The 20727-nt window shown below is 69.8% G+C and carries 19 protein-coding genes and 1 tRNA gene; 11 read left to right on the top strand and 9 right to left on the bottom strand.

Features of this window, described 5'->3' with window-relative positions; genetic code table 11:
* Positions 1-44: 44 nt before the first annotated feature.
* Both OV208_RS34135 and OV208_RS34130 read right to left on the bottom strand, forming a co-directional pair.
* Positions 45-2738 carry a VIT domain-containing protein gene (locus OV208_RS34135; protein WP_267578117.1) on the bottom strand — a complete coding sequence of 898 codons (2694 nt, stop codon included), beginning with the start codon at positions 2736-2738 and terminating at the stop codon, positions 45-47.
* On the bottom strand, positions 2735-3217 hold the full coding sequence (locus tag OV208_RS34130; protein ID WP_267578116.1) for a MerR family transcriptional regulator: 483 nt from the start codon (positions 3215-3217) through the stop codon (positions 2735-2737). The genes OV208_RS34135 and OV208_RS34130 overlap by 4 nt, the downstream gene beginning before the upstream one ends.
* A gap of 117 nt (positions 3218-3334) precedes the next feature.
* Here OV208_RS34130 and OV208_RS34125 point away from each other — a divergent pair, with 117 nt between their 5' ends.
* On the top strand, positions 3335-3826 hold the full coding sequence (locus tag OV208_RS34125; RefSeq protein ID WP_267578115.1) for a DUF2721 domain-containing protein: 492 nt from the start codon (positions 3335-3337) through the stop codon (positions 3824-3826).
* Positions 3827-3958: 132 nt separating this feature from the next.
* Positions 3959-4474: a peptidylprolyl isomerase gene (locus OV208_RS34120; RefSeq protein WP_267578114.1), complete on the top strand. Its 516-nt coding sequence runs from the start codon at positions 3959-3961 to the stop codon at positions 4472-4474.
* Positions 4475-4569: 95 nt separating this feature from the next.
* On the opposite strand, the gene OV208_RS34115 is transcribed toward OV208_RS34120, so the two are convergent.
* Positions 4570-5997, bottom strand: a complete 1428-nt coding sequence (locus OV208_RS34115; RefSeq protein ID WP_267578113.1) for a carotenoid oxygenase family protein — start codon at positions 5995-5997, stop codon at positions 4570-4572.
* Between the two features lie 46 nt (positions 5998-6043).
* On the bottom strand, positions 6044-6493 hold the full coding sequence (locus OV208_RS34110; RefSeq protein WP_267578112.1) for a hypothetical protein: 450 nt from the start codon (positions 6491-6493) through the stop codon (positions 6044-6046).
* A 199-nt stretch (positions 6494-6692) separates the two neighbouring features.
* Here OV208_RS34110 and OV208_RS34105 point away from each other — a divergent pair, with 199 nt between their 5' ends.
* Positions 6693-7385: a hypothetical protein gene (locus OV208_RS34105; RefSeq protein ID WP_267578111.1), complete on the top strand. Its 693-nt coding sequence runs from the start codon at positions 6693-6695 to the stop codon at positions 7383-7385.
* Positions 7386-7409: 24 nt separating this feature from the next.
* Here OV208_RS34105 and OV208_RS34100 read toward each other — a convergent pair whose 3' ends face one another.
* Both OV208_RS34100 and OV208_RS34095 read right to left on the bottom strand, forming a co-directional pair.
* Positions 7410-8246, bottom strand: coding sequence for a slipin family protein (locus tag OV208_RS34100; protein ID WP_267578110.1), 837 nt, complete (start codon positions 8244-8246; stop codon positions 7410-7412).
* Positions 8243-9628, bottom strand: coding sequence for an NfeD family protein (locus OV208_RS34095; RefSeq protein ID WP_267578109.1), 1386 nt, complete (start codon positions 9626-9628; stop codon positions 8243-8245). Before OV208_RS34095 ends, OV208_RS34100 begins: the two co-directional genes overlap by 4 nt.
* Positions 9629-9861: 233 nt before the next feature.
* Here OV208_RS34095 and OV208_RS34090 point away from each other — a divergent pair, with 233 nt between their 5' ends.
* Together OV208_RS34090 and OV208_RS34085 are read left to right on the top strand one after the other, a co-directional pair.
* Positions 9862-10077: a hypothetical protein gene (locus OV208_RS34090; RefSeq protein WP_267578108.1), complete on the top strand. Its 216-nt coding sequence runs from the start codon at positions 9862-9864 to the stop codon at positions 10075-10077.
* Positions 10078-10087: 10 nt separating this feature from the next.
* On the top strand, positions 10088-11686 hold the full coding sequence (locus tag OV208_RS34085; protein ID WP_267578107.1) for an amidohydrolase: 1599 nt from the start codon (positions 10088-10090) through the stop codon (positions 11684-11686).
* A gap of 10 nt (positions 11687-11696) precedes the next feature.
* On the opposite strand, the gene nhaR is transcribed toward OV208_RS34085, so the two are convergent.
* Positions 11697-12596: a transcriptional activator NhaR gene (gene nhaR / locus OV208_RS34080; RefSeq protein ID WP_120545196.1), complete on the bottom strand. Its 900-nt coding sequence runs from the start codon at positions 12594-12596 to the stop codon at positions 11697-11699.
* Positions 12597-12719: 123 nt separating this feature from the next.
* On the opposite strand from nhaR, the gene OV208_RS34075 reads away from it, so the two are divergent.
* The 4 genes from OV208_RS34075 to OV208_RS34060 all read left to right on the top strand — a co-directional run bounded on the left by OV208_RS34075 (position 12720) and on the right by OV208_RS34060 (position 14696).
* Positions 12720-13520 carry a sigma-70 family RNA polymerase sigma factor gene (locus OV208_RS34075; RefSeq protein ID WP_267578106.1) on the top strand — a complete coding sequence of 267 codons (801 nt, stop codon included), beginning with the start codon at positions 12720-12722 and terminating at the stop codon, positions 13518-13520.
* A 97-nt stretch (positions 13521-13617) separates the two neighbouring features.
* Positions 13618-13690: transfer RNA gene (locus tag OV208_RS34070), tRNA-Phe, on the top strand.
* Positions 13691-13821: 131 nt separating this feature from the next.
* Positions 13822-14163, top strand: coding sequence for a hypothetical protein (locus OV208_RS34065; protein ID WP_267578105.1), 342 nt, complete (start codon positions 13822-13824; stop codon positions 14161-14163).
* Between the two features lie 143 nt (positions 14164-14306).
* Positions 14307-14696 (top strand): hypothetical protein, encoded by a 390-nt coding sequence (locus OV208_RS34060; protein WP_267578104.1) that lies wholly within the window; start codon positions 14307-14309, stop codon positions 14694-14696.
* Between the two features lie 16 nt (positions 14697-14712).
* Here the strand turns inward: OV208_RS34060 and OV208_RS34055 are convergent, their stop codons facing one another.
* Positions 14713-15363: a hypothetical protein gene (locus tag OV208_RS34055; protein WP_267578103.1), complete on the bottom strand. Its 651-nt coding sequence runs from the start codon at positions 15361-15363 to the stop codon at positions 14713-14715.
* A gap of 48 nt (positions 15364-15411) precedes the next feature.
* Complete coding sequence (locus OV208_RS34050) at positions 15412-15870, bottom strand: DUF5063 domain-containing protein (RefSeq protein WP_267578102.1); 459 nt, start codon at positions 15868-15870, stop codon at positions 15412-15414.
* Positions 15871-16026: 156 nt separating this feature from the next.
* Here OV208_RS34050 and OV208_RS34045 point away from each other — a divergent pair, with 156 nt between their 5' ends.
* The gene (locus OV208_RS34045) at positions 16027-16569 is read left to right on the top strand and encodes a hypothetical protein (RefSeq protein ID WP_267578101.1); all 543 of its coding nucleotides are present in this window, start codon (positions 16027-16029) and stop codon (positions 16567-16569) included.
* A 156-nt stretch (positions 16570-16725) separates the two neighbouring features.
* On the top strand, positions 16726-20658 hold the full coding sequence (locus tag OV208_RS34040) for a DEAD/DEAH box helicase (RefSeq protein WP_267578100.1): 3933 nt from the start codon (positions 16726-16728) through the stop codon (positions 20656-20658).
* The last annotated feature ends 69 nt before the right edge of the window (positions 20659-20727 follow it).

The raw sequence follows: 20727 nt of genomic DNA, 5'->3' as shown, positions 1-20727 counted from the left end.
CCGTCTGGGAATGCCGGGGGCCTGGATTGACACCGTGCAGCGGCCTACCGCGTCGCGAGCGTCTCCACGTGCTGGCGGAGCGCGTCCGTGTCCGCCAGCCGCCCGTCCAGGCCCGGCAGCGGCTTCGCGGCCTGTTCGATGCGGCCCCGCGTGCGGGGGCCCGCCGCCACCAGCCACGCCACGCCCAGCGCCAGCTCCGCCACATCCGGAGCCTGGGTGAGCTGCGGGGCCAGGGCCAGCAGCGCGTCCACGGCCTTCTTCACCTGCGCGCCGTGCAGCGGGTGGCTGCTGGTGATGCCTTCACGCAGGAGCACCAGCAGCACCCGCGCGGTGGCGCGGGCCTGGCGCACCGCCTCCGACCCCTCACCCGTGCCGTCCCACAGGCCGTTCGCCAGCTGTCGGCCCAGCACGCTGCCCACGTCCTCGGCGGCAAGCCGGTCCGCCGCGTCGGCCACCGACAGCATCGAGGCCTCTTCGGCTTCGTAGAAGGCCTCGGGCGGGGCCTCCGCCTTGTCCTTCTTCTGCTCACGCCGGGCCCTCTCCGTCGGCGCGGGCGCCGACTTCTGCGGCATCGCGGCGGAGATCATCCGGCCCAGCAGGCCGCCCTTCTTCTTCGCGGCCTCCTGTTCCTTCGGGGCGGGAGGCGCGAACCCATCCCGGGCCTCCGCCTGGATGGGCATGGGCGCCATGGGCGCGGGCGCGGACATGCTCGGAGGAGGCGGCGGCGCGGCGCCTCCGCGGGACACCGCCGACGGAGGGGTGGCGCGCCGGAGCGGGGTGCTCGGACGCGTGATGCCTCCGGGACCGGCGGGAATGGGCATCATGACGCCCGACCCCGTGGTGGGCTCCGCATCATCGTAGTCGTCATCGACGTCCTGCGGCGGAGCGAGGCCGCCCTCCTGCTGGCCCTGTTTGAACATGCTCCAGCCCGCGGGGGCGTTCACCGGCACGACGCGCGTCTCCGGCGTACCCGAAGCACGGCGCTCGCCCTGGCGCTCCTCCACCACCACGAAGGACGTGTAGCGCGTGGCCAACTGGTGCGTGAGCGCCAGTTGCACGATGCGCTCCTTCATTGCCTCCGCGCGCCGGCCCACGAGCCCCGCGTCCATCCAGCCCCGGATGCGCTCGGCGGCCCACAACTTCTCCACCACCGGGCGGTCCGACAGGGCGGGCAGGTCCAGCCGCACCGTGAGGGAGAAGGGCTCCCGGCCCGAGCGGCCCTTCAATGTCACGCTGCCGGTGCCTGCTTGCGCATAGCGCCCGAAGAGCGTCCAGGGCGTGCCGTCCACCAGCGGCGGCAGGGTGGCCGGAGCCAGCTCACTGGCCTCCACGCCGTCGAAGCGAACCTCCAGGTCGGTGACGCGCGGGGCGAGCGCCTTGGAGAACTGCGCCACCACCTTGTCGTCGATGCGCTCTCCCGGGTGGATGAACTCCACCGCGCCATCCGTGCGCCGCGCCAGGTCGCGCAGCAGCGCGTCGCTCACGTTCGTCCCGATGCCGAAGGAGAACACCCGGCCCGAACCGCGCGCGGCCAGCACCGCCTCCAGGATCTCCCCCTCGTTGCCCACCTGACCGTCCGTCAGCAGCACCACCACACCGTCCGGCGCGGCCTTCATCGCGGCGACGAGCGGCTCCAGCAGCTCCGTGCCGCCACTGGCACGCAGCCCGGCGACCCACGCGTCCGCCTGCTCCAGCGTGCGCTGGGTGAACGTCACCGGCGCGGGGGTGAAGGTGCGGAAGCTGTTCTCGAAGGCGATGACGTTGAAGCGGTCCCCCTCGCGCAGGTGGCGCAGGCACAGCCGGAGCGCGGCCTGGGCCTGGGGCAGGCTCTCTCCGTCCATGGAGCCGGAGGTGTCCACCACGAACACCACCTCCTGCCGGGGCGGCGCCGCCGCCAGGTTCAACAGGTCCGGCACCACGGTGAGCGCGAACGTGCCCGGCCCTTCCGCCTTCCGGTGCGTGACGACCGGGGTGAGCATCACATCCGGGTTGGCGTTGCGCAGGTTGAGCACCACGTCCCGGTCCAGCGCCACCTCCGTGCGGCCCTCATGCGCGCGGTCCGGCTTCAGGCCCACGCGCAGGCGGGTGCCTTCCCGCGTGATGTCCAGCGCGTGCGACGGGCTCTCCACCACCACCTCGTGGCCCACGTCGATGAGCAGGCTCATCCGCAGCCCGTAGTCCGGGGTCCCGATGGGCGGGGAGATGCGGTCCGCGTCCGGCACTCGCGTCGTCGGGGCCGCGCTGCCGTGCGCCGTGCGGTCCCCCTTCACCACGCCAGGCATGTACCGGGGCGCCACCAGCGTGGGCAGCATCCAGCGCACGCTGCCCTCCTCCGCGGTGAGGGCCTGGAGGAACTCCACCTCCACCAACGTCTCCTCCCCGGGCAGCAGGTTGCCCACCTGCGCGGTGAAGACGTTGGGGCGCTCCTGGTCCAGCAGCGCCGCGCCATGACCTTCCGTGATGGCCGTGTCGTAGGTGCGGAAGGCCTCTTCGCGCTCCTTCACCACCCCCGCCACGCGGCGGCCCGCGCACGTCATGGAGAAGGCGCTGAGCGTCGCGTCCGAGGGCAGCGGGAAGGTGTAGACGGCCTCCACCGGCTTCTTCTCCTCGTTGCGGTAGCGCTGCGTCACGCGCACCCGCGCATGCCCTCCGAGCAGCTCGCCGGAGACTTCCACCCCTTGGAGGGGCACCTGGGCCCCGTCGCGCGTGAACAGCCCACACTTCGCCTGCTCGTTCATGACTGCTTCCCTTCTTCGGATTCCTCGATGAGGGCGCGCACCCGCTCGGCCAGCGCCCGGACCTTCGCTTCAGCCTGCTCCGACACGTGCAGTTCCAACCCCGGCGCCAGGAGCCAGCGCTGGTAACGCGCCACCTCCACCGTCGGGTCTTTTCCCGGATTTCTCACCGGCGGCCTGGGAAGCACCGCCGGCAGGGGCGTGGGCAGCACCTGCGTCTCCGACAGCCGGCGCAGCTCCTCCGGCGACAGCCGCAGCAGCTCCGCCTGGATGGCGTCCAGGGGCAGGAAGCGCGCCTGGAGCACCCGGATGGCCTTGAGCCGCACCAGGTGCTCCTCCCCGTACACCGTGTCCGGCCCCTTGAAGGGCGGCGCGGGCAGGAGGCCCCGCTGGACGTAGTAGCGGACGGTGCGCGGCGAAATGCCCACCGCCTCCGCCAGCGCCGTCAGCTTCCACTCGGTCTGTGTCTTGGGCGTGCTCACAGGCCGAACAGTAGGTTGCGACAGTTTGGGTGTCAAGTCGTCAGTGTCGATTCGACAGGAGTGGTGTCGCGATGGGGCAGGCTGGCGGCCGGGCGGGGGGTGGGCCAGAAGGGGGGCATGAACGGCGTCACGGACGGTCTGGACTTCTCTTCCATCCAGCTCATCGGCACGGCGGTGACGCCCGCGGTGATGGTGTCGGGATGCGGCATCCTGGCCACGGGGTTGGACAACCAGATTTCGCGCATCACCGCGCGCATCCGGGACATGGTCCGCGAATGGCGCATGCTGCCGGAGGGCCACGTGCGCCGGGCGCTCCTGCGCCAGGAGGTGGCCATCATGGACCGCCGCCACGCCATCCTCGCGCGGGCCATCGGCTTCACGTACGCGGCGCTCCTGTCCTTCGTGGCGACGTCACTGCTGTACCTGCTGCGCCGCAGCATCCAGGTGCCGGAGGAGCTGCCGGTGGTGGCCTTCTCCCTGGGCGTGGCGCTGCTGGGCACCACGGCGGTGCTCGCGCTCGCGTCACTGCGCCTGAGCCGCCGGGCCATCACGCTGGAACTCGAGGACCTCTTCCGCGAAGGCCCCCCGCCGGGCAGCCCGGGGGCCTGAGCGTGTCGGGATTTGTTCCGCAGCGCACGCGACGGTGCTAGCTCGTGCCTTCACGACGCTCGTGTCTGGTACGTCCCGGCACGAACGCCCTTTTCAGCCTCTGGCCCAACCCGCACCGTGGAGCACGTGAACATGGCAAACACCAAGGTCTTCTTCGACATGACGATCGGTGGAGCGCCCGCCGGCCGTATCGTGATGGAGCTGTTCTCCGACGAAGTTCCCAAGACCGCCGAGAACTTCCGCGCCCTTTGCACGGGCGAGAAGGGCATTGGCCGCGCTGGCAAGCCGCTGCACTACAAGGGCTCGGCCTTCCACCGCGTCATCACGCAGTTCATGTGCCAGGGCGGCGACTTCACCGAGGGCAACGGTACGGGCGGCGAGTCCATCTACGGTGAGAAGTTCAACGACGAGAACTTCACGCACAAGCACACCGGCCCGGGCTTCCTGTCCATGGCGAACGCCGGCCGCAACACCAACGGCTCGCAGTTCTTCCTCACCACGGTCCCGACACCGTGGCTCGACGGCAAGCACGTCGTCTTCGGCAAGGTCGTCGAGGGCATGGACGTGGTGAAGAAGATTGAAGGCGTGGGTTCGTCGTCCGGCGCGACGAGCAAGCCCGTGGTCATCGCGGACAGCGGCCAGCTGTAATCCGCTGACGTCTGTTCGACGTGAAGAGGTCCACCCGTGCACCTGCGCGGGTGGACCTTCGTCGTTTCCGGGGGGCTGTGCGGACGACGGGCCGCTCAGGCGTGGATGAACTCGCCGTGGAACGTGGGCGGCAGGGCGTGCTCGAAGTGGCAGCGCGCCACGGGCCCCGCGTCCAGCCGCTCGGCGTCCAGCACGGCCACGTGGGTGGTGTCCGTCTTCGTGTCGAAGACCTGGGTGAGCAGCCATCCGTCGTCCTCGGCCCGCGAGCCGGGGCGGGGCACGAAGACGGGCTCGGAGGGGTACTGGCCTGAATCCAGCGCGGCCCGCGTCACACGGCCGGTGGCGAGGTCCAGCCGCACCACCGCGTCGTAGAGGCCGCGCCGGGCCTCGCGGGTGGCGTGCGCGCCCATGTAGACCGTCTGGTACGGCCGGCACTCCGCGCTGGGGGCGACGCGGGGGAACTCGCAGCTCAGGTCCATCAGTTGCTCGCTGCGGAACGTGCGGGCCTTCAGGTCGATGACCGCGCGGTGGAGCATGCCGTCGGCGTCGGTGGACGGGGCGCCGCGCACCAGGTCCCCCAGCCACTGGTTGGAGGCGAAGTCGGGGTAGCGCACGTAGTCCACCACCAGCGTGTCGCCGTCCTCGTACGCGTTGGAGAAGTGCCAGTTGAAGAAGGAGTCGGCGGGGATGCGGATGGGGTGCGCCACGTCGTCGATGGGCACCACCAGCACCTCCGCCGCCGCGCCCGGCCGGAAGTGGACGTTGTTCGCGAACGCGCCGATGCGCAGCAGCATCTTCAAGACGTCGATGCGCATCGCCGGCAGGAAGAAGACGAAGTAGCGATCCGTGACCATGTAGTCATGGACCATGGTTGGACCCGGCAGCGGCACGGAGCCCATGTGCCGCGCCTTGCCGCCATCCGGCAGGGCGTACAGCTCCAGCGTGTTCACCCGGCCGTGGTGCTGGCCGAAGTTGTACACCGTCGCTCGCGAGTGGACGCGGTGGGGGTGCGCGGAGAAGGACTTCATCATGGCGCAGTCGAGGTTCGTCTCGCCCAGGGTGGACAGGTCCTCCGGGGACAGCTCCACGGGGAGGTTCGGCTCGTGCAGCGCGTACAGCCGGCCGTTCCACGGCAGCAGCGCCGTGTTCGCGTTGTTCTTCTGGGGGTTGAGCAGCTTGTTGCGCAGCGGCGTGGGCATGGCGTAGCTGCCGTAGAGCTGCCGGCCCGCGCGCCGCTCCGTGACCATGGTGCGCGAGTCCACGAGCCGGGCCGTGCCCTGGACGCCGTCCGGCCCGAAGCGCACGCCCATCACTCCGCCGTCACCGTCGAACCAGTGCTGGACCGGCACCCCGTGCACGTCGAACGTCCACGCGCCCATCCGGAGCAGCGTCCCACGGAGCGCCTCGGGAATCCGGCCCTCCACCCGCAGGGGTTGGAAGCCGTGCTGACGGGAGATGTTGCGAAAGGCCCGACTCCAGGCCGGAAGTGGAGGGGCGGCCGGCTGCGGTGTCGCGGTCGTCATGGCGGGTCCGAGGTGTAGGGGCGCGGTGGCGGGAGGTCGCCTGGAGTCAGGGCGTGGGCTGGGCGATGGCTTGCTGGCCGCGCGCCTCGGCCTCGTCGCGGCGCAGCGCCATGAGCGTCCACATGGCGCCGCTGAAGTCGATGCAGCCGAAGAACGTGACGATGGGATTACACAGGCCCATCACCGTGCAGATGATGAGCACCAGCACGATGAAGGTGCGCCCCATCACCGCCCAGACGAAGAACTGGCGCATGTCCAGGATGGCCGCCTGATGGGACATGAACGACATGGACACCAGCAGCGCGCCCGCAAGCCGCATGAAGAACAGGTCCCCGTCCGCCGACCCGGGTGAGATGCCCATCACCTTGAGGAACAGCCCGGGCACCAGCAGCAGCGTGATGGCGAGCGGGATCGTGTAGTAGACCCAGAGGTACATCGAACGTCCGGAGTGGCTCAGCGAGGACAGCTTGGGAAACACCTTCGGTGCGAAGAGCATGAAGACTCCGGCGGGCAGGCTTGAGGCGGTGCCGGGAGTGTAGTGGACAACCCAGACTCCGCGCATCTGGGGGCACTGCACGGCTTCCTCAAGACGGAGTGGTGCCACCCGCACTCATTCACGAAGCCGGAGCGGGCAGCCGCTAGAGTGCCGCCAGTTCCGGGCTTGCCTGCCTGCCACCCTGACGAAAGGAATCGTCGTGTTGCTCTTGAACACCGTTGTCGTCCTGGCCCTGGCCTCGGCTCCTCCCGCGAAGCCGGAGGCCCGCGCGAGCTGTGCCACCACGAATATCGAGACCGCGCTCCAGCACCTGGAGGCACACCTCAAGGCGAGCGCTGACAAGCCGAGGGTGGAGCTCTCCGAGGAGGAGCTCGCGCGACAAGTGGAGTCCGGGGAGTACGTGGAGTCCGTCGCGGACGAATTCATCGGCAAGACCTGGACGGTTCGCGACGTGCCCAATGGCTTCGTGTCCACGGGGGACTCGGAGCCCATGGGGACCTTCGAAGCCGCCCTCTTCAAGAACGCGGAGGGCTACCACCTGGTGCTCGTGGGTGAGGGCGCGTCCGTGACGCATATCGAAGCCTTCCGCTGTGGCAAGGACGGCTTCAAGGCCGACGAAGCGGCCTTCCGGATGTCAAACAAGCAAGCCATCCAGCTCTATGCCGACGCGGGGCTCATCGCGCCCAAGGGCAAGAAGGGCCTGCAGGAGAAGACCCTCAAGGATTGGGGAGGCTCCATCGTGAACTTCCACCTGCCGCGCAAGGGCCGGTCCATCCGGCTCACCGCCAACGTCGAGGAGCCGGCCAGCGTCTACGGAAAGGCATTGGGCACCATCGAATACGTCGACTCGAAGTTCGTGGTCCGCTCGCTCGCGAAGAAGCCGGCGCCCTGAAGTCGTGAAGGGGTCCAGGGCGCTTCAGGACAGTCCGGCACCGGGCGACATGTCCTCGTCCTCCTCGTCGCTCTCACGCCGTGAAGGCTCCGGACGCGGCGGTTGCGCGACCGCCGCGCCGAACGTGCGGATCAGGTCCAACGGGATGGGCAGGATGGTGTGGTTGCCGCCGCCGGTGATCTCCACCAGCGTCTGGAGGTAGCGAAGCTGGAGGGTGGCGGGGTTGCGGCTGAGCACATCCGCGGCCTGGGCGAGCTTCTCCGCAGCCTGGTGTTCGCCCTCCGCGGCGATGATCTTCGCGCGGCGCTCACGTTCCGCCTCCGCCTGTCGAGCGATGGCCCGCTGCATCTCCGCCGGCAGGTCGATGTGCTTCACCTCCACGTTGGACACCTTGACGCCCCACGGGTCGGTGCGCGCATCCAAGACCTGTTGAAGTTCGTGGTTGATGCGCTCGCGCTGGGACAGCAGCTCGTCCAGCTCCACCTGGCCCAGGATGGCGCGCAGGGTCGTCTGCGCAATCTGGCTGGTGGCGTACAGGTAGTCCTCCACCTGGAGCACGGCCTTGTCCGCCTGGATGACGCGGAAGTAGACGACGGCGTTGACCTTCACGCTGACGTTGTCCTTGGTGATGACGTCCTGCGGAGGCACGTCGCGCGCCACGGTGCGCAGGTCGATGATGACCATGCGTTCGATGAACGGGATGAGCCACCTGAAGCCCGCGCGCTTGAGGCCCACGAAGCGGCCCAGCCGGAACACGACGCCGTTCTGGTACTCGGTGACGATGCGCACGCCGGAGGCGAAGAGGAGGAACAACAGGGCCAGGGGGATGAGGTATCCCAGGGCGCCGAACAGTTCGTTCATGGCATCGCCTCCGCGACGGTAAGGGTGAGTCCTTCCACGGCGCGCACCACCACGCGGGCGCCCTCGTGGATGGGCGTGAAGGAGACGGCACGCCAGCGCTCGCCGTGGACGAACACCTCGCCGCCCGAAGGCGTGACGGGCCCCAACGCGGTGCCCGCCTCCCCGACGAGCCCCGCGTCACCGCCCAGTTGTGGCAGCCGGCGCGTCTGGGCGCTGCGGTACGCGACGAAGGCCGCGGCCCCCGCGAGCACGAAGGCGGTGGGCAGCATCACGCCCCACGACAGTCGGAAGGAGGGCTCCACGAACCAGCCCGGTTCGAAGCGGTCCACCAGGAACACGCCGCCCAATATCAACAGGCCCACGCCCGAAGCGCCCAGCAGCCCACTGGTGACGAAGAGCTCCGCGATGATGAGCCCCACGCCCACGAGCATCAGCACCAGCGCCCCGGAGCGCACCGGCAGCGTGGCCGAAGCGACCAGCGCGAGCACCAGCGCCACGACGCCCACGAGCCCCGGCGCCACCGCGCCCGGATGGGACAGCTCCACCACCAATCCCAGCGCCGCGACGAGGAACAGCAGGTAGACGATGGACGGCTGCGCGAGCGCATGCACCACCCGCTGCGACAGCCCCGGCTCCATCGACACGACCTGGGCATAGCGCGTGGCGAGCGTCACGGTCTCGCCGCCCGCGACCTCCACGCGGCGACCCTCGACGGCGGAGAGGAACGCGTCCTCGGTGGGCGCGACGAGCTCCACCACGCGCAGTTCCACGGCGCGGTCGGCGGGGACGCTGGCGCTGTCGCGCACGGCGGCGGCGGCCCATTCGGCATTGCGTCCCCGCTGCCGGGCGATGCCTTCCGCGAAGGCCACGGTGTCGTTCTCAATCTTCCGGGCGAGCTGTTCGCCGCCGTCCTGTTCCACGTCCTCGCCCATGGCGCCCACGGGATGCGCGGCGCCGATGTTCGTCCCGGGAGCCATGGCGCTCACGTTCGAGGCGAGCGCGATGAAGACGCCCGCGCTGCCGGCATGCGCACCCGAAGGACCCACCCACACGAGCACGGGCACGCGCGAGCCCAGGAAGGCCCGCACGATGGTGCGGGTGGCCTCCAGGGAACCGCCCGGAGTGTCCAGCCGCACGAGCAGCGCCTGGGCCCCCTGGCCTTCCGCGCGCTTCACGCAGTCCGCGAGATAGGCGCCGGAACCCGCATCCACCACGCCCTCCAACTCACACCGGGCGATGACGGAGGAAGAAGCGGTCGCGGGGCCTGCCGAAGCGAAAAGGCCGGTGAAGAGGAAGAGCACGACCCAGGCCCAGAGCCCGTGACGGCGTCGGGCCTCCGCGAAACGGATGGCTCCCGACCCTCTGTCGAAGTTCTCCCGCATGGTGGTCGCTTCCTTCCAGTGCGCACGTCCTGCATGCACACCGGCCTTGGCAACACTGCTCATCCCCGCGAGAGGTGACAGGGATCCAAGGTCGAGGGCTCGGGGAGCGTCCGGCCAGGGGAGGCTCGGGGGCCACCCTGGGCATCCAATGGTGGACGTTGCAGGGGATGCGCGTTGCTGGGAGAGGACGCACCTCCCTAGGGTCGGCCTCTCGCACATCCTCAGGAGGTTTCATGCGCCGTGCCGTGCTGCTCATCGCTGCTCTGGGCCTGACCGCGGGAGCGGTGGCCTGCAAGACCACCCAGCCCCCGGGGACGGAGAACCAGGAACCCCTCCAGGGTCCGGACACGGTCCGCGAGCCCACCCAGAACGTGCCCAGCGACCCCGCTGGCCCCGCCGGCCCCATCAACGCGCCGGGCATCGACGGTGGTGCCTCCGAAGCCGGGTAGTCTGCCCGGCATGATGTCGAAGACCACGATCTACAAGGCCGCGCGGGTGTGGACGCTGGAACCGGAGCGTCCGCGCGCGCAGGCCCTGGCGGTGCGCGACGGACGCGTGCTCGCGGTGGGGACGCTCGATGAGGTCCGCGCCGCGGCGGGACCGGAGGCGTGCGAGGTGGACCTGGGCACGGCCACGGTGGTGCCCGGACTGGTGGATGCGCACGCGCACCTGCACGGCCTGGGGCGGAGCCTGACGACGGTGCGGCTGGAGCGGTCGCGCTCGGTGGAGGACGTCGTCCAACGGCTGACGCAGGCCCCCGCCTCCAGCTTCCAGGGGGAGTGGTTGCTCGGCAAGGGCTGGGACCAGAACGAGTGGCCCGGCGCCGCGTTCCCCGGCCGTGCGGAGCTGGACGAGCGCTTCCCCTGGACCCCGGTGTGCCTCACGCGGGTGGATCATCACGCGGCCTGGGTGAACGGCGAAGCGCTGCGTCGTTCGGGCATCACGCGGACCACGCTGGATCCGGAAGGGGGCCGCATCCTCCGGGACGACCGGGGCGAGCCCACGGGCGTGCTGGTGGACAACGCGATGGACGCGGTGACCGCGGCCATGCCCGCACCCACGCGTGAGCAGTTGGAGACGCGTCTGCGTGCGGCGCTGGAGCGCTGTGCCCGGGTCGGCCTCACGGGCGTGCACGACGCCGGCATGGACCTGGACGCCTTCCGCTGCTTGCAGGCGTGGGACCTGGAGGGAACGCTGCCCCTGCGCGTCTACGCGATGGCCGCGGGCCAGGGCGAGGAGCGCCACGGCTACCTGGAGCAGGGGCCCTGGCACGGCCGTCACCTGACGATGCGCGCGGTGAAGTTCCTGGCGGACGGCGCACTGGGCAGTCGCGGCGCGGCGCTGCACGAGGACTACAGCGACGAGCCCGGCCAGCGCGGCCTGTTGCTGCTGTCGCCCGAAGAGCTCGAAGCCCGCGCGCAGGCCTTCATGGCCCGGGGCTTCCAGGTGTGCATCCACGCCATCGGAGACCGGGCGAACACGCTGGTGGTGGACGTGCTGTTGCGAGGCGCGGAGCGGACGGGAACGCAGGCCCTGCGCCACCGCGTGGAGCACGCGCAGATATTGCGGCCGGAGGACATCCAGCGCCTGGGCGCAGCGGGGTTGGTGGCCAGCGTGCAGCCCACGCACGCCACCAGCGACATGCGCTGGGCAGAAACGCGGCTGGGCGCCGAACGGCTGAAGGGCGCCTATGCGTGGCGCTCGCTGAAGGACGCGGGCGCGCGTCTGGCATTGGGCAGTGACTTCCCCATCGAGAACCCGGACGTGCTCGCGGGGCTCTACGCGGCGCGCACGCGACAGGACGCGAAGGGCTGGCCCGAGGGGGGCTGGTATCCCGAAGAGCGCCTGAGCGGGACCGAGTCCCTGGAGGGCTTCACCGTGGGGCCCGCGTGGGCGTCGTTCGAAGAGGTCCGTCGCGGAAGGCTGAAGCCGGGCATGGACGCGGACTTCGTCGCGCTGTCCGAGGATCCGCTGGAGGGAACCGCCCAGGCGCTGGTGGAGGCGCGCGTGCTGGCCACGGTGGTGGCGGGCGCGGAGGTGTTCCGGGCGGAGGACTGATGCGCGCGTGTCACCCGCCGAAGATGTGCGAGCGCGCGGCCTCGGCGATGGCGACGACGGCGGGGTGGCGCAGGCGGCGCTCGACGGTGATGGCGTAGAAGCACTGCTCGATTTCGTCGGTGTGCCCGATGGCGGTGACGTTGAACTGCCGCTGCACCTCCGCATCGATGATGGAGGGCATGGCGAAGATGCCGTGGCCCTTCTGTCCGAAGGCCTGGAGCAGGGCGCTGTCGTCGAAGTCCCCGGCGATGAGGGGACGGACGCCCTGGCGCTCGAACCACAAATCCAGCGAGCGGCGCACCGACGAGTCCTCCGAAGGCAGCAGCATGGGCGCGCCGTCGAGTGAGCGCGGGAAGTCCTTGCGCAGGTGCGCGAGCGGAGCCGCCGCGAAGAACGTCACGCCGCACTTGCCCAGCAGGTGGTTGAAGGACCGGACGCTGACGGGCTCGGAGCCGGGAGCGTCCGCGAGCACCACGTCCAGTTCATGCAGCGCCAGCTGCGCGAGCAACTGGGGCAGGGGGCTCTCGCGGCAGATGATGCGCAGCGAGGGCCCTGCATCCAGCGCGGGCTTGAGGAGCTGTTCGGCCACCAGCTTGGGGATGACGTCCAGCACGCCCACGTTGAGGCGCAGCTGCTGCCCCGTGGGCAGGCCGGAGACGACGTTCTTCAGCTCGTTGCCCAGGCGGAAGATCTCGTCCGCGTAGCGCATCACGGTGCGGCCCACGTCGGAGAGGACCAGCTTGCGGCCCTTGCGCTCGAAGAGCTGGTGGCCCAGGGATTCCTCGAGAAGCTTGATCTGGGTGCTGATGGTGGGCTGGGCGAGGTGCAGCTCCTCGCTGGCCTTGGCGATGCTGCCGGCTCGCGCAACCGTCCAGAAATACAGGAGATGGTGGTAGTTGAGCCAGTTCATCACTTAGGAATAACCGAAGGGATTCATCCAAACTAGCTCATTTTTTTATGAGTCGCGCCCGCTTATCTCTATGCCCGTCACCGCGCGATGGGTGTGCGGAGGACTGCTTGGGGAGGTGCGTTCATGGAAGCCATCTACGAGGAGCGCGAGTCCACGGTGGAGGGTGTGGCGGGCGGGGTGGATGCGGCGGAAGTGGAACTGCGGGTGCGGGGGCACCTGGAGCTGGTCCGGCGTCTGGCCTGGAAGTACCGGTGGACGGGCCTGTCGCTGGAAGAGCTGATGTCGGAAGGCAACGTGGGGCTGGTGGAGGCGGCGCGCCGGTTCGAGGAGCGGGGAGTGCCGTTCGGGGCGTACGCGCAGCAGTGGATCCGCGCGCGCATCCGGGCCTACGTGTCGCGCACCTGGAGTGTGGCGGGCGGGCGGGCGCCGTGGATTGTCTTCCAGTTGCGGCGCGAGCGGGCGCGGCTGGAGGCCCGCTGGGGCGAGGGCCATCCGGAGGTGATGAAGCGGCTGGCGGAGTCGCTGGGCAAGCGGGAGGAGGAGGTGGCGCGGGGGACGGAGGCCTTGAGCAAGGACGTGTCGTTGAATGCGCCGCTGGGGTGGGACGGGGATGTGACGCAGCTGGACATGCTGGAGTCGGACCTGGACTCGGCGGAGGACGTGGCGGACCGGGGGGCCTGGGCGCAGAAGCTGCACCAGAGCGTGGCGGAGGCCTGGCCGGAGCTGGACGCGAGGGAGCGGGCGCTGGTGAAGGAGCGGATGTTGGTGGAGGACGGGGTGAGCGCGGAGTTCCTGGCCCAGCGCTTCGGGGTGACGGCGGTGCGCATCCGGCAGATCGAACAGGGGCTGCGCCAGAAGCTGCGTCAGCGGCTGACGGCGGGGTGCACGGCCTGGGACGGCGAAGCCCTGCGCCTGGCGGCCTGAGGGGAGGGGTGGGAAACGGGCGCGCGAGGAAAGAGGTTGACGGCGGAGGCCAGGAACCGTAGATCGGCGCTGCCGTTCGCGGTGCGCAGCGAAGTACGCCCAAGTAGCTCAGTCGGTAGAGCAGGGGACTGAAAATCCCCGTGTCGGTGGTTCGATTCCGCCCTTGGGCACAGAGTGAAGAACTTGAGGGCCCTGGACTTCGGTTCAGGGCCCTTTTCTTTTGCTTCCAGTGCGCGTGTGGAATTGGCGATATCACCAAGGATATTGGCGATATCGCCAAGAAGATTGGTAGGTTTGCTTCGTGCTCGAAGATGGTTCTCGGCTCTTTGGTACCTCGACCAGGACGTCGGTGCTCGTGGCCATCCGTCTGCTCGAGGGAACCTATCCCAGCGAATTGGCGGCTCTGCTCGGCGTACGCCCCTTCACCGTCCAATCCATTCTGGCGTCGCTCGAACGGGAAGCGATCCTCGTCAGTCGGTTGATGGGGCGAACTCGTATGGTCTCCCTGAACCCGCGGTACTTCGCGCACGCCGAACTCAGCGCGCTGCTTTGGACGCTCGGAGCGCACGACAGGGACCTTCAGGCCAAGCTCGCCGCGCGCCGCCGTCGCCCCCGCCGCGCTGGCAAGCCGGGGCTCCCGTGATCGGGCCCACGTCGTCGCTCACGGACATTGCCTTCACCGTGTGCACAGCACTGGATCGCCAGGGCTTCCACGCAGTGCTCACTGGCGGAAGCGCGGCGACCTACTACGCGCCAGAGGCGTACCAATCAGGAGACCTCGACTTCGTGATCACCCTCAAGGGAACGGGAGGCGAAGCGGCGCTGGCTGCGCTTGGCTTCACCAGGAAGGGGGATTTCTACCGTCACCCACGCTCGCACTTCCTTTTGGAGTTTCCGAATGGGCCGCTGGCGGTGGGTGACGACTTGATCAAGAGCTGGAGCACCGTCCGCCGTGACGACGAGGTGCTGCATGTTCTGTCGCCCACCGACTCATGCCGTGATCGACTCGCGTCTTTTCTCTTCTGGAATGACTTCAGCGGTTTGGAACAGGCGATCGCCGTCTTCCACGCACGAGCGAATGAGGTGGCTCTGACCGTCATCGAGGATTGGTGCCGGCGCGAACGTCACACCCAGAAGTTCGGCCTCTTCGTGTCACGCATTGGCGCCGCGACCTGACGATTCCAATCGAAAGTCACACTTCTCCCATTCGGTATCCCGGAGGGAGGGGAAGGTCGGGACGTACCTTCTCCCAGGCCGCTGCAATTGATTGCAAGACCTGCTCGCGAGCGGACTCGGAAAGCCCCTGCTCCCGGGCTGGCGCCACCGACCAGAAACCGTGGTTGATGAAGACGCACTGCCAATGAGCGTCAATCACCTTGTCTAAGTCCACGGGCGAGACCGCGAGCAGGTGACTGAGCGCCTGGAGTTGATGACGCGGATCCTCGCCCGGCTCCGGAGTCAGCACACGGGGGCCCTGGTAGCGCGAACCATAGAAGGCGTGCGTCACGCGGATCCGTCCCTGGATGTGGGCGTTGAACTCCGACAACTCCTCGGCGGGCACCCACAGCTCCTGGTGCCGCAACGCTCCTACGACCTTCACGTCGAACCGCTTCAGGTACTCCGCGTCCACGTCGAACGCGGTGACGAAGCCGGCGTAACCGGAGGCCTCGTCCGGTGTGTTCCAGTTACGGGCGATCTGCTCGGCGTACTCCGAGTTGAGCACCGGGTAGAAGATGGGCTGCTCGGGGAGGCGGGGCGGAAAGGCCCGCGCGTCCGCGTCCAGGATGAGCTCCAGCTCCCGGAAGCCGACAGGTCGATAGAGCGTGCGCGAGGTCGTGGTCATGATGGGCTCCTGACGGAGCCTTTCATGGATGCTGACCGGGTTCGTGCCTCAGTAGGCCCGTTCGTGCAGGTGCAACTGGAGCGCGCGGAGGTGCTGGCCCCAGTGGGCCCCGAAGTTGAATTGGAAATGCCAAAGGGCATCCACCTCGCTGGTCTCCCACCGCAGCAGCACCTCCTGAAGGTCGCGCGCGATGTCCGTCAGGTCATCGATGGCATCCCCAATCCCGGGCTTCTCCTCTCCCAGGTCCGTGCTGTCGAGCGACACGCTGTAGTAGCCCAGTCCGGGGAAGAGCTGACCGAGCCGCTGGCTGAGTTCTTTGTAGGGCGTGGAGGGAACGTCGTCCGGTGAGGGTGCGCTCGGGTCGAACTCCACGTCCACGAAGTGGGAGGCCATCGCGAGCCTGTCGAGCGCCCGTCGCAGGTCGCGCTCGCGCGTGGGGGTATCGACCTCCGCGTCGAACACGGCGAAGAGGGACTGGATGGCTTCGCGGATCTCGTTCCGGGTCATGGGCCCGCGAATCCTATCGTCCCCAGGGGCCCGCCAGAGGGGGAGGGCACCTGGACCGCCCCGTGGAGTCCGCGGCGCCTGCTCGCCCGGCCGACGTGCCGGGTGCACAACCGAGCGCGACGCGGTAGATGGAGGGACCGGAGGAACATCAACGCAATGGACGCGAACGTGGTGGCGGAGTTGGAGAAGGCGGGCGTGAAGGTGGACGACCCCAGGCTCCTGTTCATCCCGGTGGAGCGGGACGAGCAGGGCCGGGTGAAGCCCGTGGGCGACGAGGTGCCCGTGCGCTTCGGTGACCTCACCGCCCACGTGCACCTGCAGCCCGTCGCGAAGCTGTGGACCGGCGACCGGCAGCCCCCCAACTTCAACAAGCCGCCGTTCTTCGAATACGAGCCGTTCTTCTTCCTCATCGAAGCAACCGCCGCCGGCTTCTGCCGCGACACGCGCCACGCGGAGAACGACCAGGAGTTCGCCCAGCTCTACCGCCACCTCGCGCGGCGGCCGGATGGTCAGCACAAGAACCCGCTGTTCTCCCACCTGCGCGCCGCGGCCCGCCTGTACATGTCCCTGCGCGATGTCAGCCAGGCGGAGTTCGAGGCCGTCGCCCAGCGCCTCCACCAGTCCGCCAACACGTATTCCACGCACGTCGGGAGTCAGAACTACTTCCTGAACGTGCTGCGTCAGGTGCTCGGGGCCTGACGGCTCCTGGCGAGACTGCCGTGGCGGGGCACGCATGCCTCCCCGCCCCCCTGACAGGAGGCACGGCAGCGCAGAGGGGGCGGGCGGAGAACCCAGGGAGGACCCGGCAATGTGGCTGGCCAGGACCCCACTCCATGGGTAGGTTTCTCCTCGTCCATGTCCCGCTCCCACGCCCCTCGATCCCGGTTTCCCTTCCAGCAGCGGCTCACCCTCGAACTGCTGCGGGAAGTCGCGGGACCGGAGCTGTTCGCCCGGGGGGAAGCGCTCCTCTCCCGGTACGGCGTGACGCTGGCGCCGCCGTCCACGGAGCACATCGAAGGGACGGTGTTCGAAGCCAGGGCGCGACGGTTCAATGCGTCCCTTCGAGTGGACCCCGACTCGGAAGGCCTGCTGTTTCACTGTGATTGCGACGAGTACTGGAGAGAGGGGCTCTGTCCCCACACGGTCGCCGTAGGTCTGCGGTGGCTGGGGGGCACCGACTCCCATCCGCGATGGCGTCCGCCCACTCGAGGCGGCAAGCCCTCCCCGCCCAAGTCCAGCACCTCCGAGCGGCCTTCCTCACCCACGGCCATCGAGGCCTGGCTCGTGGAGCACCAGGCCACTCGCGCCCGGACCGTGCCGGTGGCCGTGTTGCAGCCTCTGCTGCCCCACTCCTTCGAACACGACGTGCTCCACGACCTGCGCAAACTCACGGTGGTGGACGTGTGGGAGGGTTCTCCCAAGCTCCGGTTCATGGAGACGCGGACGCGGACGCAGCTCGCGGACGCCGCCTGGACCTGGGTGCGTGACGAAGCCGAGCGGTGCCGTCAGGGTCTGGCCCGCGAGGCCTCCGCTCCACCCCCGCCCCCACCCCTGGATGCGCACATGGCGCCGCTCCAGGACGCGCTCCTCCGGGCCCGCGCTCGCGTGCGGGCACAGGCCCTGCCGCGCTTGCTGGAGCGGATGCCCACCGTCACGCTTCAGGAGCGACCCGTGCTCATCAAGGTCTCGGAGCCGGAGCTGGAGGCGTGGGGGAACCCCTTCGTCCGGGCCGGCTCAGAGGACCGGCGTCCCGTCCTGCTCGATCCACGAGCGCTGCTGGAGGACCGTCCCGGACTGGCCTGCCCATGCTCACCCAAGACGACCGAGGCCCACTGCGTCCATGCCCTGTCCGCCGTGGACGCGACGCTGGAACTGTTGCGCCGCCCGAAGCAGTCCGCGCGCGCCGCGAAGCTGGCGGAGCTGCTCTTCGAAGCCCCTGGACGTGAGATCCTCGCGGCCCTGGAGACGACCTTCCTGGCTCGCCAGCTCCGCGAGGCCGCCCCCGATACGGAGCAATCGGTCACCTTCCGCCTGGCACCCGAGGCTTCGGGGCGCTGGACCCTGAAGGCCCTGCTGCACCATCCGGTGGGCGTAGGACGCTGGTCCAAGGGCACCGCCGTCACGACGTATGAACGGGAAAAGGTGGCCACCGTGCTCCGAGATCCGGAGGAGCAGCAGGCCTTCGCTTTCATCGAGGCGGGACGCTCCCTGGCGTCATCCTATTACGGAAGCAACGTCATGGCGGATGCCTATCCGTTGCTCCTCCAGACCCTGCGTGCCCTCACACGCAGTTCCCGCCTGCGCCTCGCCGGCGCGCCCGACGCCCCTGTCCAGGTGCGGGAGGCCCCGCTGGGGTTCGCCCTGGAGCAGGAGGGGCAGGCGCTGCGCTTGCGGCCGGCGGTGGACGGGCGCGCCGTGGACACGCAGGCCCTGTGGCCACCCCCGTCCGGCCCCGGCGCCCCATTTCCCTGGCTGCTCGTGGAGCCCGAACTTCCGAGCGTCACCCTGGTGGCCGTTCCTCCCGAGGCGCTGGGGCTGCTCGACAGCCTGAGCGTCCACGGCACCCGCGTGTCCGAGCGCCAGCGCGATGCGCTCCTGGGGCAGCTCTCCGCGCTGGAGGCGGTCTTTCCCGTGTCGTTGCCCCCGGCCCTGGAGGCCCGCCCGGTGGAGCCCCAGCCCGGCCTGCTCGTGCGGTTGCGCGCGGTGGGGGAGTCCTCCCTGGATGGCTCGCTGTTCGCGCGGCCCCTTCCGGAGGGGCCACCCCAACCGGTGGACGGCGGCGCTCCCGTGGTGCGCGGACAGCGTGGCGGGGAACGGGTCAGGGCCCTCCGTGATCGGGACGCGGAGCGGGCCGAAGCGGATGGCCTGCTCGAACGTCTGTCATTGCCCGTGGGGGCCTACCGCTTCAAACGCGACAGCGTGGAGGACTCGCTCCACCTGCTGGAGGCCCTGGAGCCGCTCACGGGGCCCGGGGTGCGCGTGGAGTGGGAGGAGCAGCCGTGGACGGTGGTGCACCCGCCCGGCGCCGCGAGCCTGCGGGTGGAGGTCTCACGCGAGCACGACTGGCTCGGCGTGAAGGGTGGGGTGGTGCTGGAGGGGGCGCGGGTGGAGTTGGCCGTCCTGCTGGAAGCCGTGCGCCGCCGCCAGCGCTACGTCCCCCTGGGCAAGGGCCGCTGGCTGCGGCTCACGGAGGCGCTGCGCGAACAGCTCACCCCGCTCGCGGACGCGACCCACCCCGCGCGCCAGGGACTGGAGGTGAGCGCCGCGGCGGTGCCCGCGCTGGAGGCACTCGCGGAGGCCGGCGCGCGGGTCAAGCTGCCTCCGGACTGGCGCAAGCTGGAGCGGCGCATCCGGGAGGCCCGGGCGCTGTCGGTGCGCGTGCCCCGGGGCCTGAAGGCGAAGCTGCGGGACTACCAGCACGAGGGCTTCGTGTGGCTCGCGCGGCTGTGCGCCTGGGGCGCGGGCGCGTGCCTGGCGGACGACATGGGCCTGGGCAAGACGCTCCAGGCGCTGGCCCTGCTGCTGTACCGCGCGGAAGACGGCCCCGCGATGGTGGTGGCTCCCACGTCCGTCTGCGGCAACTGGACGCGTGAGGCGGCCCGCTTCGCGCCCTCGCTGCGCCTGCATGTCTGGCGGGACGGTGACCGGGAAGTCCTGCCGTCCCGGCTGGGACCGAAGGACGTGCTGATCATCAGCTACGGGCTGCTCGTGAAGGACGCCGAGCGACTGCGCGATGTGTCCTTCGCCACGCTGGTCGTGGACGAGGCGCAGGCGGCGAAGAACCCGGACACCGCCCGGGCCCGCGCGCTGCGCGCCGTGAAGGCCGAGGCCCGGGTGGCCCTCACCGGCACGCCGGTGGAGAACCGCCTGTCTGAGCTGTGGAGCCTCTTCCACCTGCTCTTCCCCGGGCTGCTGGGCGGGCGCGAGTCCTTCCACTCGCGGTTCGCCGTCCCCATCGAGCGCGACTGGGACGCGCTGGCCCGCGCGTCACTCGTCCGGGTGGTGCGTCCCTTCCTCCTGCGCCGCACCAAGGCGGAGGTGGCGCGGGAGTTGCCCCCGCGTATCGACACCGTGGTGCCCGTCACGTTGTCGGACGACGAGCGGCGGCGGTACGACGACGTGCGACTCGCGGCGCTGGCGCGCATGGGGGAGGAGGCTCCCGGACAGGAGCGGCGCTTCGAACTGCTGGCCGCGCTCACGCGACTGCGGCTGGCGGCGTGTCATCCCCGGCTGGTGGATCCGGACGCGGGCCCGTCCTCCTCCAAGCTGGAGCGCTTCATGGAGCGGGTGGAGGAGCTGCTTTCGCAGGGCAGCCGCGCGCTGGTCTTCAGCCAGTTCGTCCGGCATCTGGCGCTCGTGCGCGAGGCGCTGGAGGCCCGGGGCATCACGTTCCAGTACCTGGATGGACAGACACCGCCCGCGGAGCGTCAGGCTCGCGTGGATGCCTTCCAGCGGGGGGAGGGCGCGCTGTTCCTCATCTCGCTCAAGGCGGGCGGCACCGGGCTCAACCTCACCGCCGCCGACCATGTGCTCCATCTGGATCCGTGGTGGAACCCCGCCGTGGAGGACCAGGCCTCCGACCGGGCCCACCGCATTGGCCAGACGCGCCCCGTCACCGTGTCCCGCTTCGTCTCCGAGGGCACCATCGAGGAGGCCATCCTCGCCCTCCATGCGGACAAGCGGGACCTGGCCGACAGCCTCCTGTCCGAAGCGGATGGCGCCGCTGCCCTGTCGCCCGAACAGCTCCTGCGGCTCCTTCGCTTTGGCGGGGAACCGAATCGCGGCTGACGCAAAGGCGAACGGTGGACGCAGGAAGGCGCGGCGTTTCTGGAATAGGGTGCGACCCCGCCCGTTCCC

The sequence above is a fragment of the Corallococcus sp. bb12-1 genome (assembly GCF_026626765.1).
Lineage (GTDB): Bacteria > Myxococcota > Myxococcia > Myxococcales > Myxococcaceae > Corallococcus > Corallococcus terminator.
Note: the sequence above shows the minus strand (reverse complement) of the source record. Positions and strands in the feature narration are given on the sequence as shown.

Bases quoted from the DNA above. Each gene is read 5' to 3' on its own strand.
- OV208_RS34135 (WP_267578117.1), bottom strand. From the start codon at position 2,738: ATGAACGAGCAGGCGAAGTGTGGGCTGTTCACGCGCGACGGGGCCCAG.
- OV208_RS34125 (WP_267578115.1), top strand. From the start codon at position 3,335: ATGAACGGCGTCACGGACGGTCTGGACTTCTCTTCCATCCAGCTCATC.
- OV208_RS34120 (WP_267578114.1), top strand. From the start codon at position 3,959: ATGGCAAACACCAAGGTCTTCTTCGACATGACGATCGGTGGAGCGCCC.
- OV208_RS34115 (WP_267578113.1), bottom strand. From the start codon at position 5,997: ATGACGACCGCGACACCGCAGCCGGCCGCCCCTCCACTTCCGGCCTGG.
- OV208_RS34110 (WP_267578112.1), bottom strand. From the start codon at position 6,493: ATGCTCTTCGCACCGAAGGTGTTTCCCAAGCTGTCCTCGCTGAGCCAC.
- OV208_RS34100 (WP_267578110.1), bottom strand. From the start codon at position 8,246: ATGAACGAACTGTTCGGCGCCCTGGGATACCTCATCCCCCTGGCCCTG.
- OV208_RS34095 (WP_267578109.1), bottom strand. From the start codon at position 9,628: ATGCGGGAGAACTTCGACAGAGGGTCGGGAGCCATCCGTTTCGCGGAG.
- OV208_RS34090 (WP_267578108.1), top strand. From the start codon at position 9,862: ATGCGCCGTGCCGTGCTGCTCATCGCTGCTCTGGGCCTGACCGCGGGA.
- OV208_RS34085 (WP_267578107.1), top strand. From the start codon at position 10,088: ATGATGTCGAAGACCACGATCTACAAGGCCGCGCGGGTGTGGACGCTG.
- nhaR (WP_120545196.1), bottom strand. From the start codon at position 12,596: ATGAACTGGCTCAACTACCACCATCTCCTGTATTTCTGGACGGTTGCG.
- OV208_RS34075 (WP_267578106.1), top strand. From the start codon at position 12,720: ATGGAAGCCATCTACGAGGAGCGCGAGTCCACGGTGGAGGGTGTGGCG.
- OV208_RS34055 (WP_267578103.1), bottom strand. From the start codon at position 15,363: ATGACCACGACCTCGCGCACGCTCTATCGACCTGTCGGCTTCCGGGAG.
- OV208_RS34050 (WP_267578102.1), bottom strand. From the start codon at position 15,870: ATGACCCGGAACGAGATCCGCGAAGCCATCCAGTCCCTCTTCGCCGTG.
- OV208_RS34045 (WP_267578101.1), top strand. From the start codon at position 16,027: ATGGACGCGAACGTGGTGGCGGAGTTGGAGAAGGCGGGCGTGAAGGTG.
- OV208_RS34040 (WP_267578100.1), top strand. From the start codon at position 16,726: ATGTCCCGCTCCCACGCCCCTCGATCCCGGTTTCCCTTCCAGCAGCGG.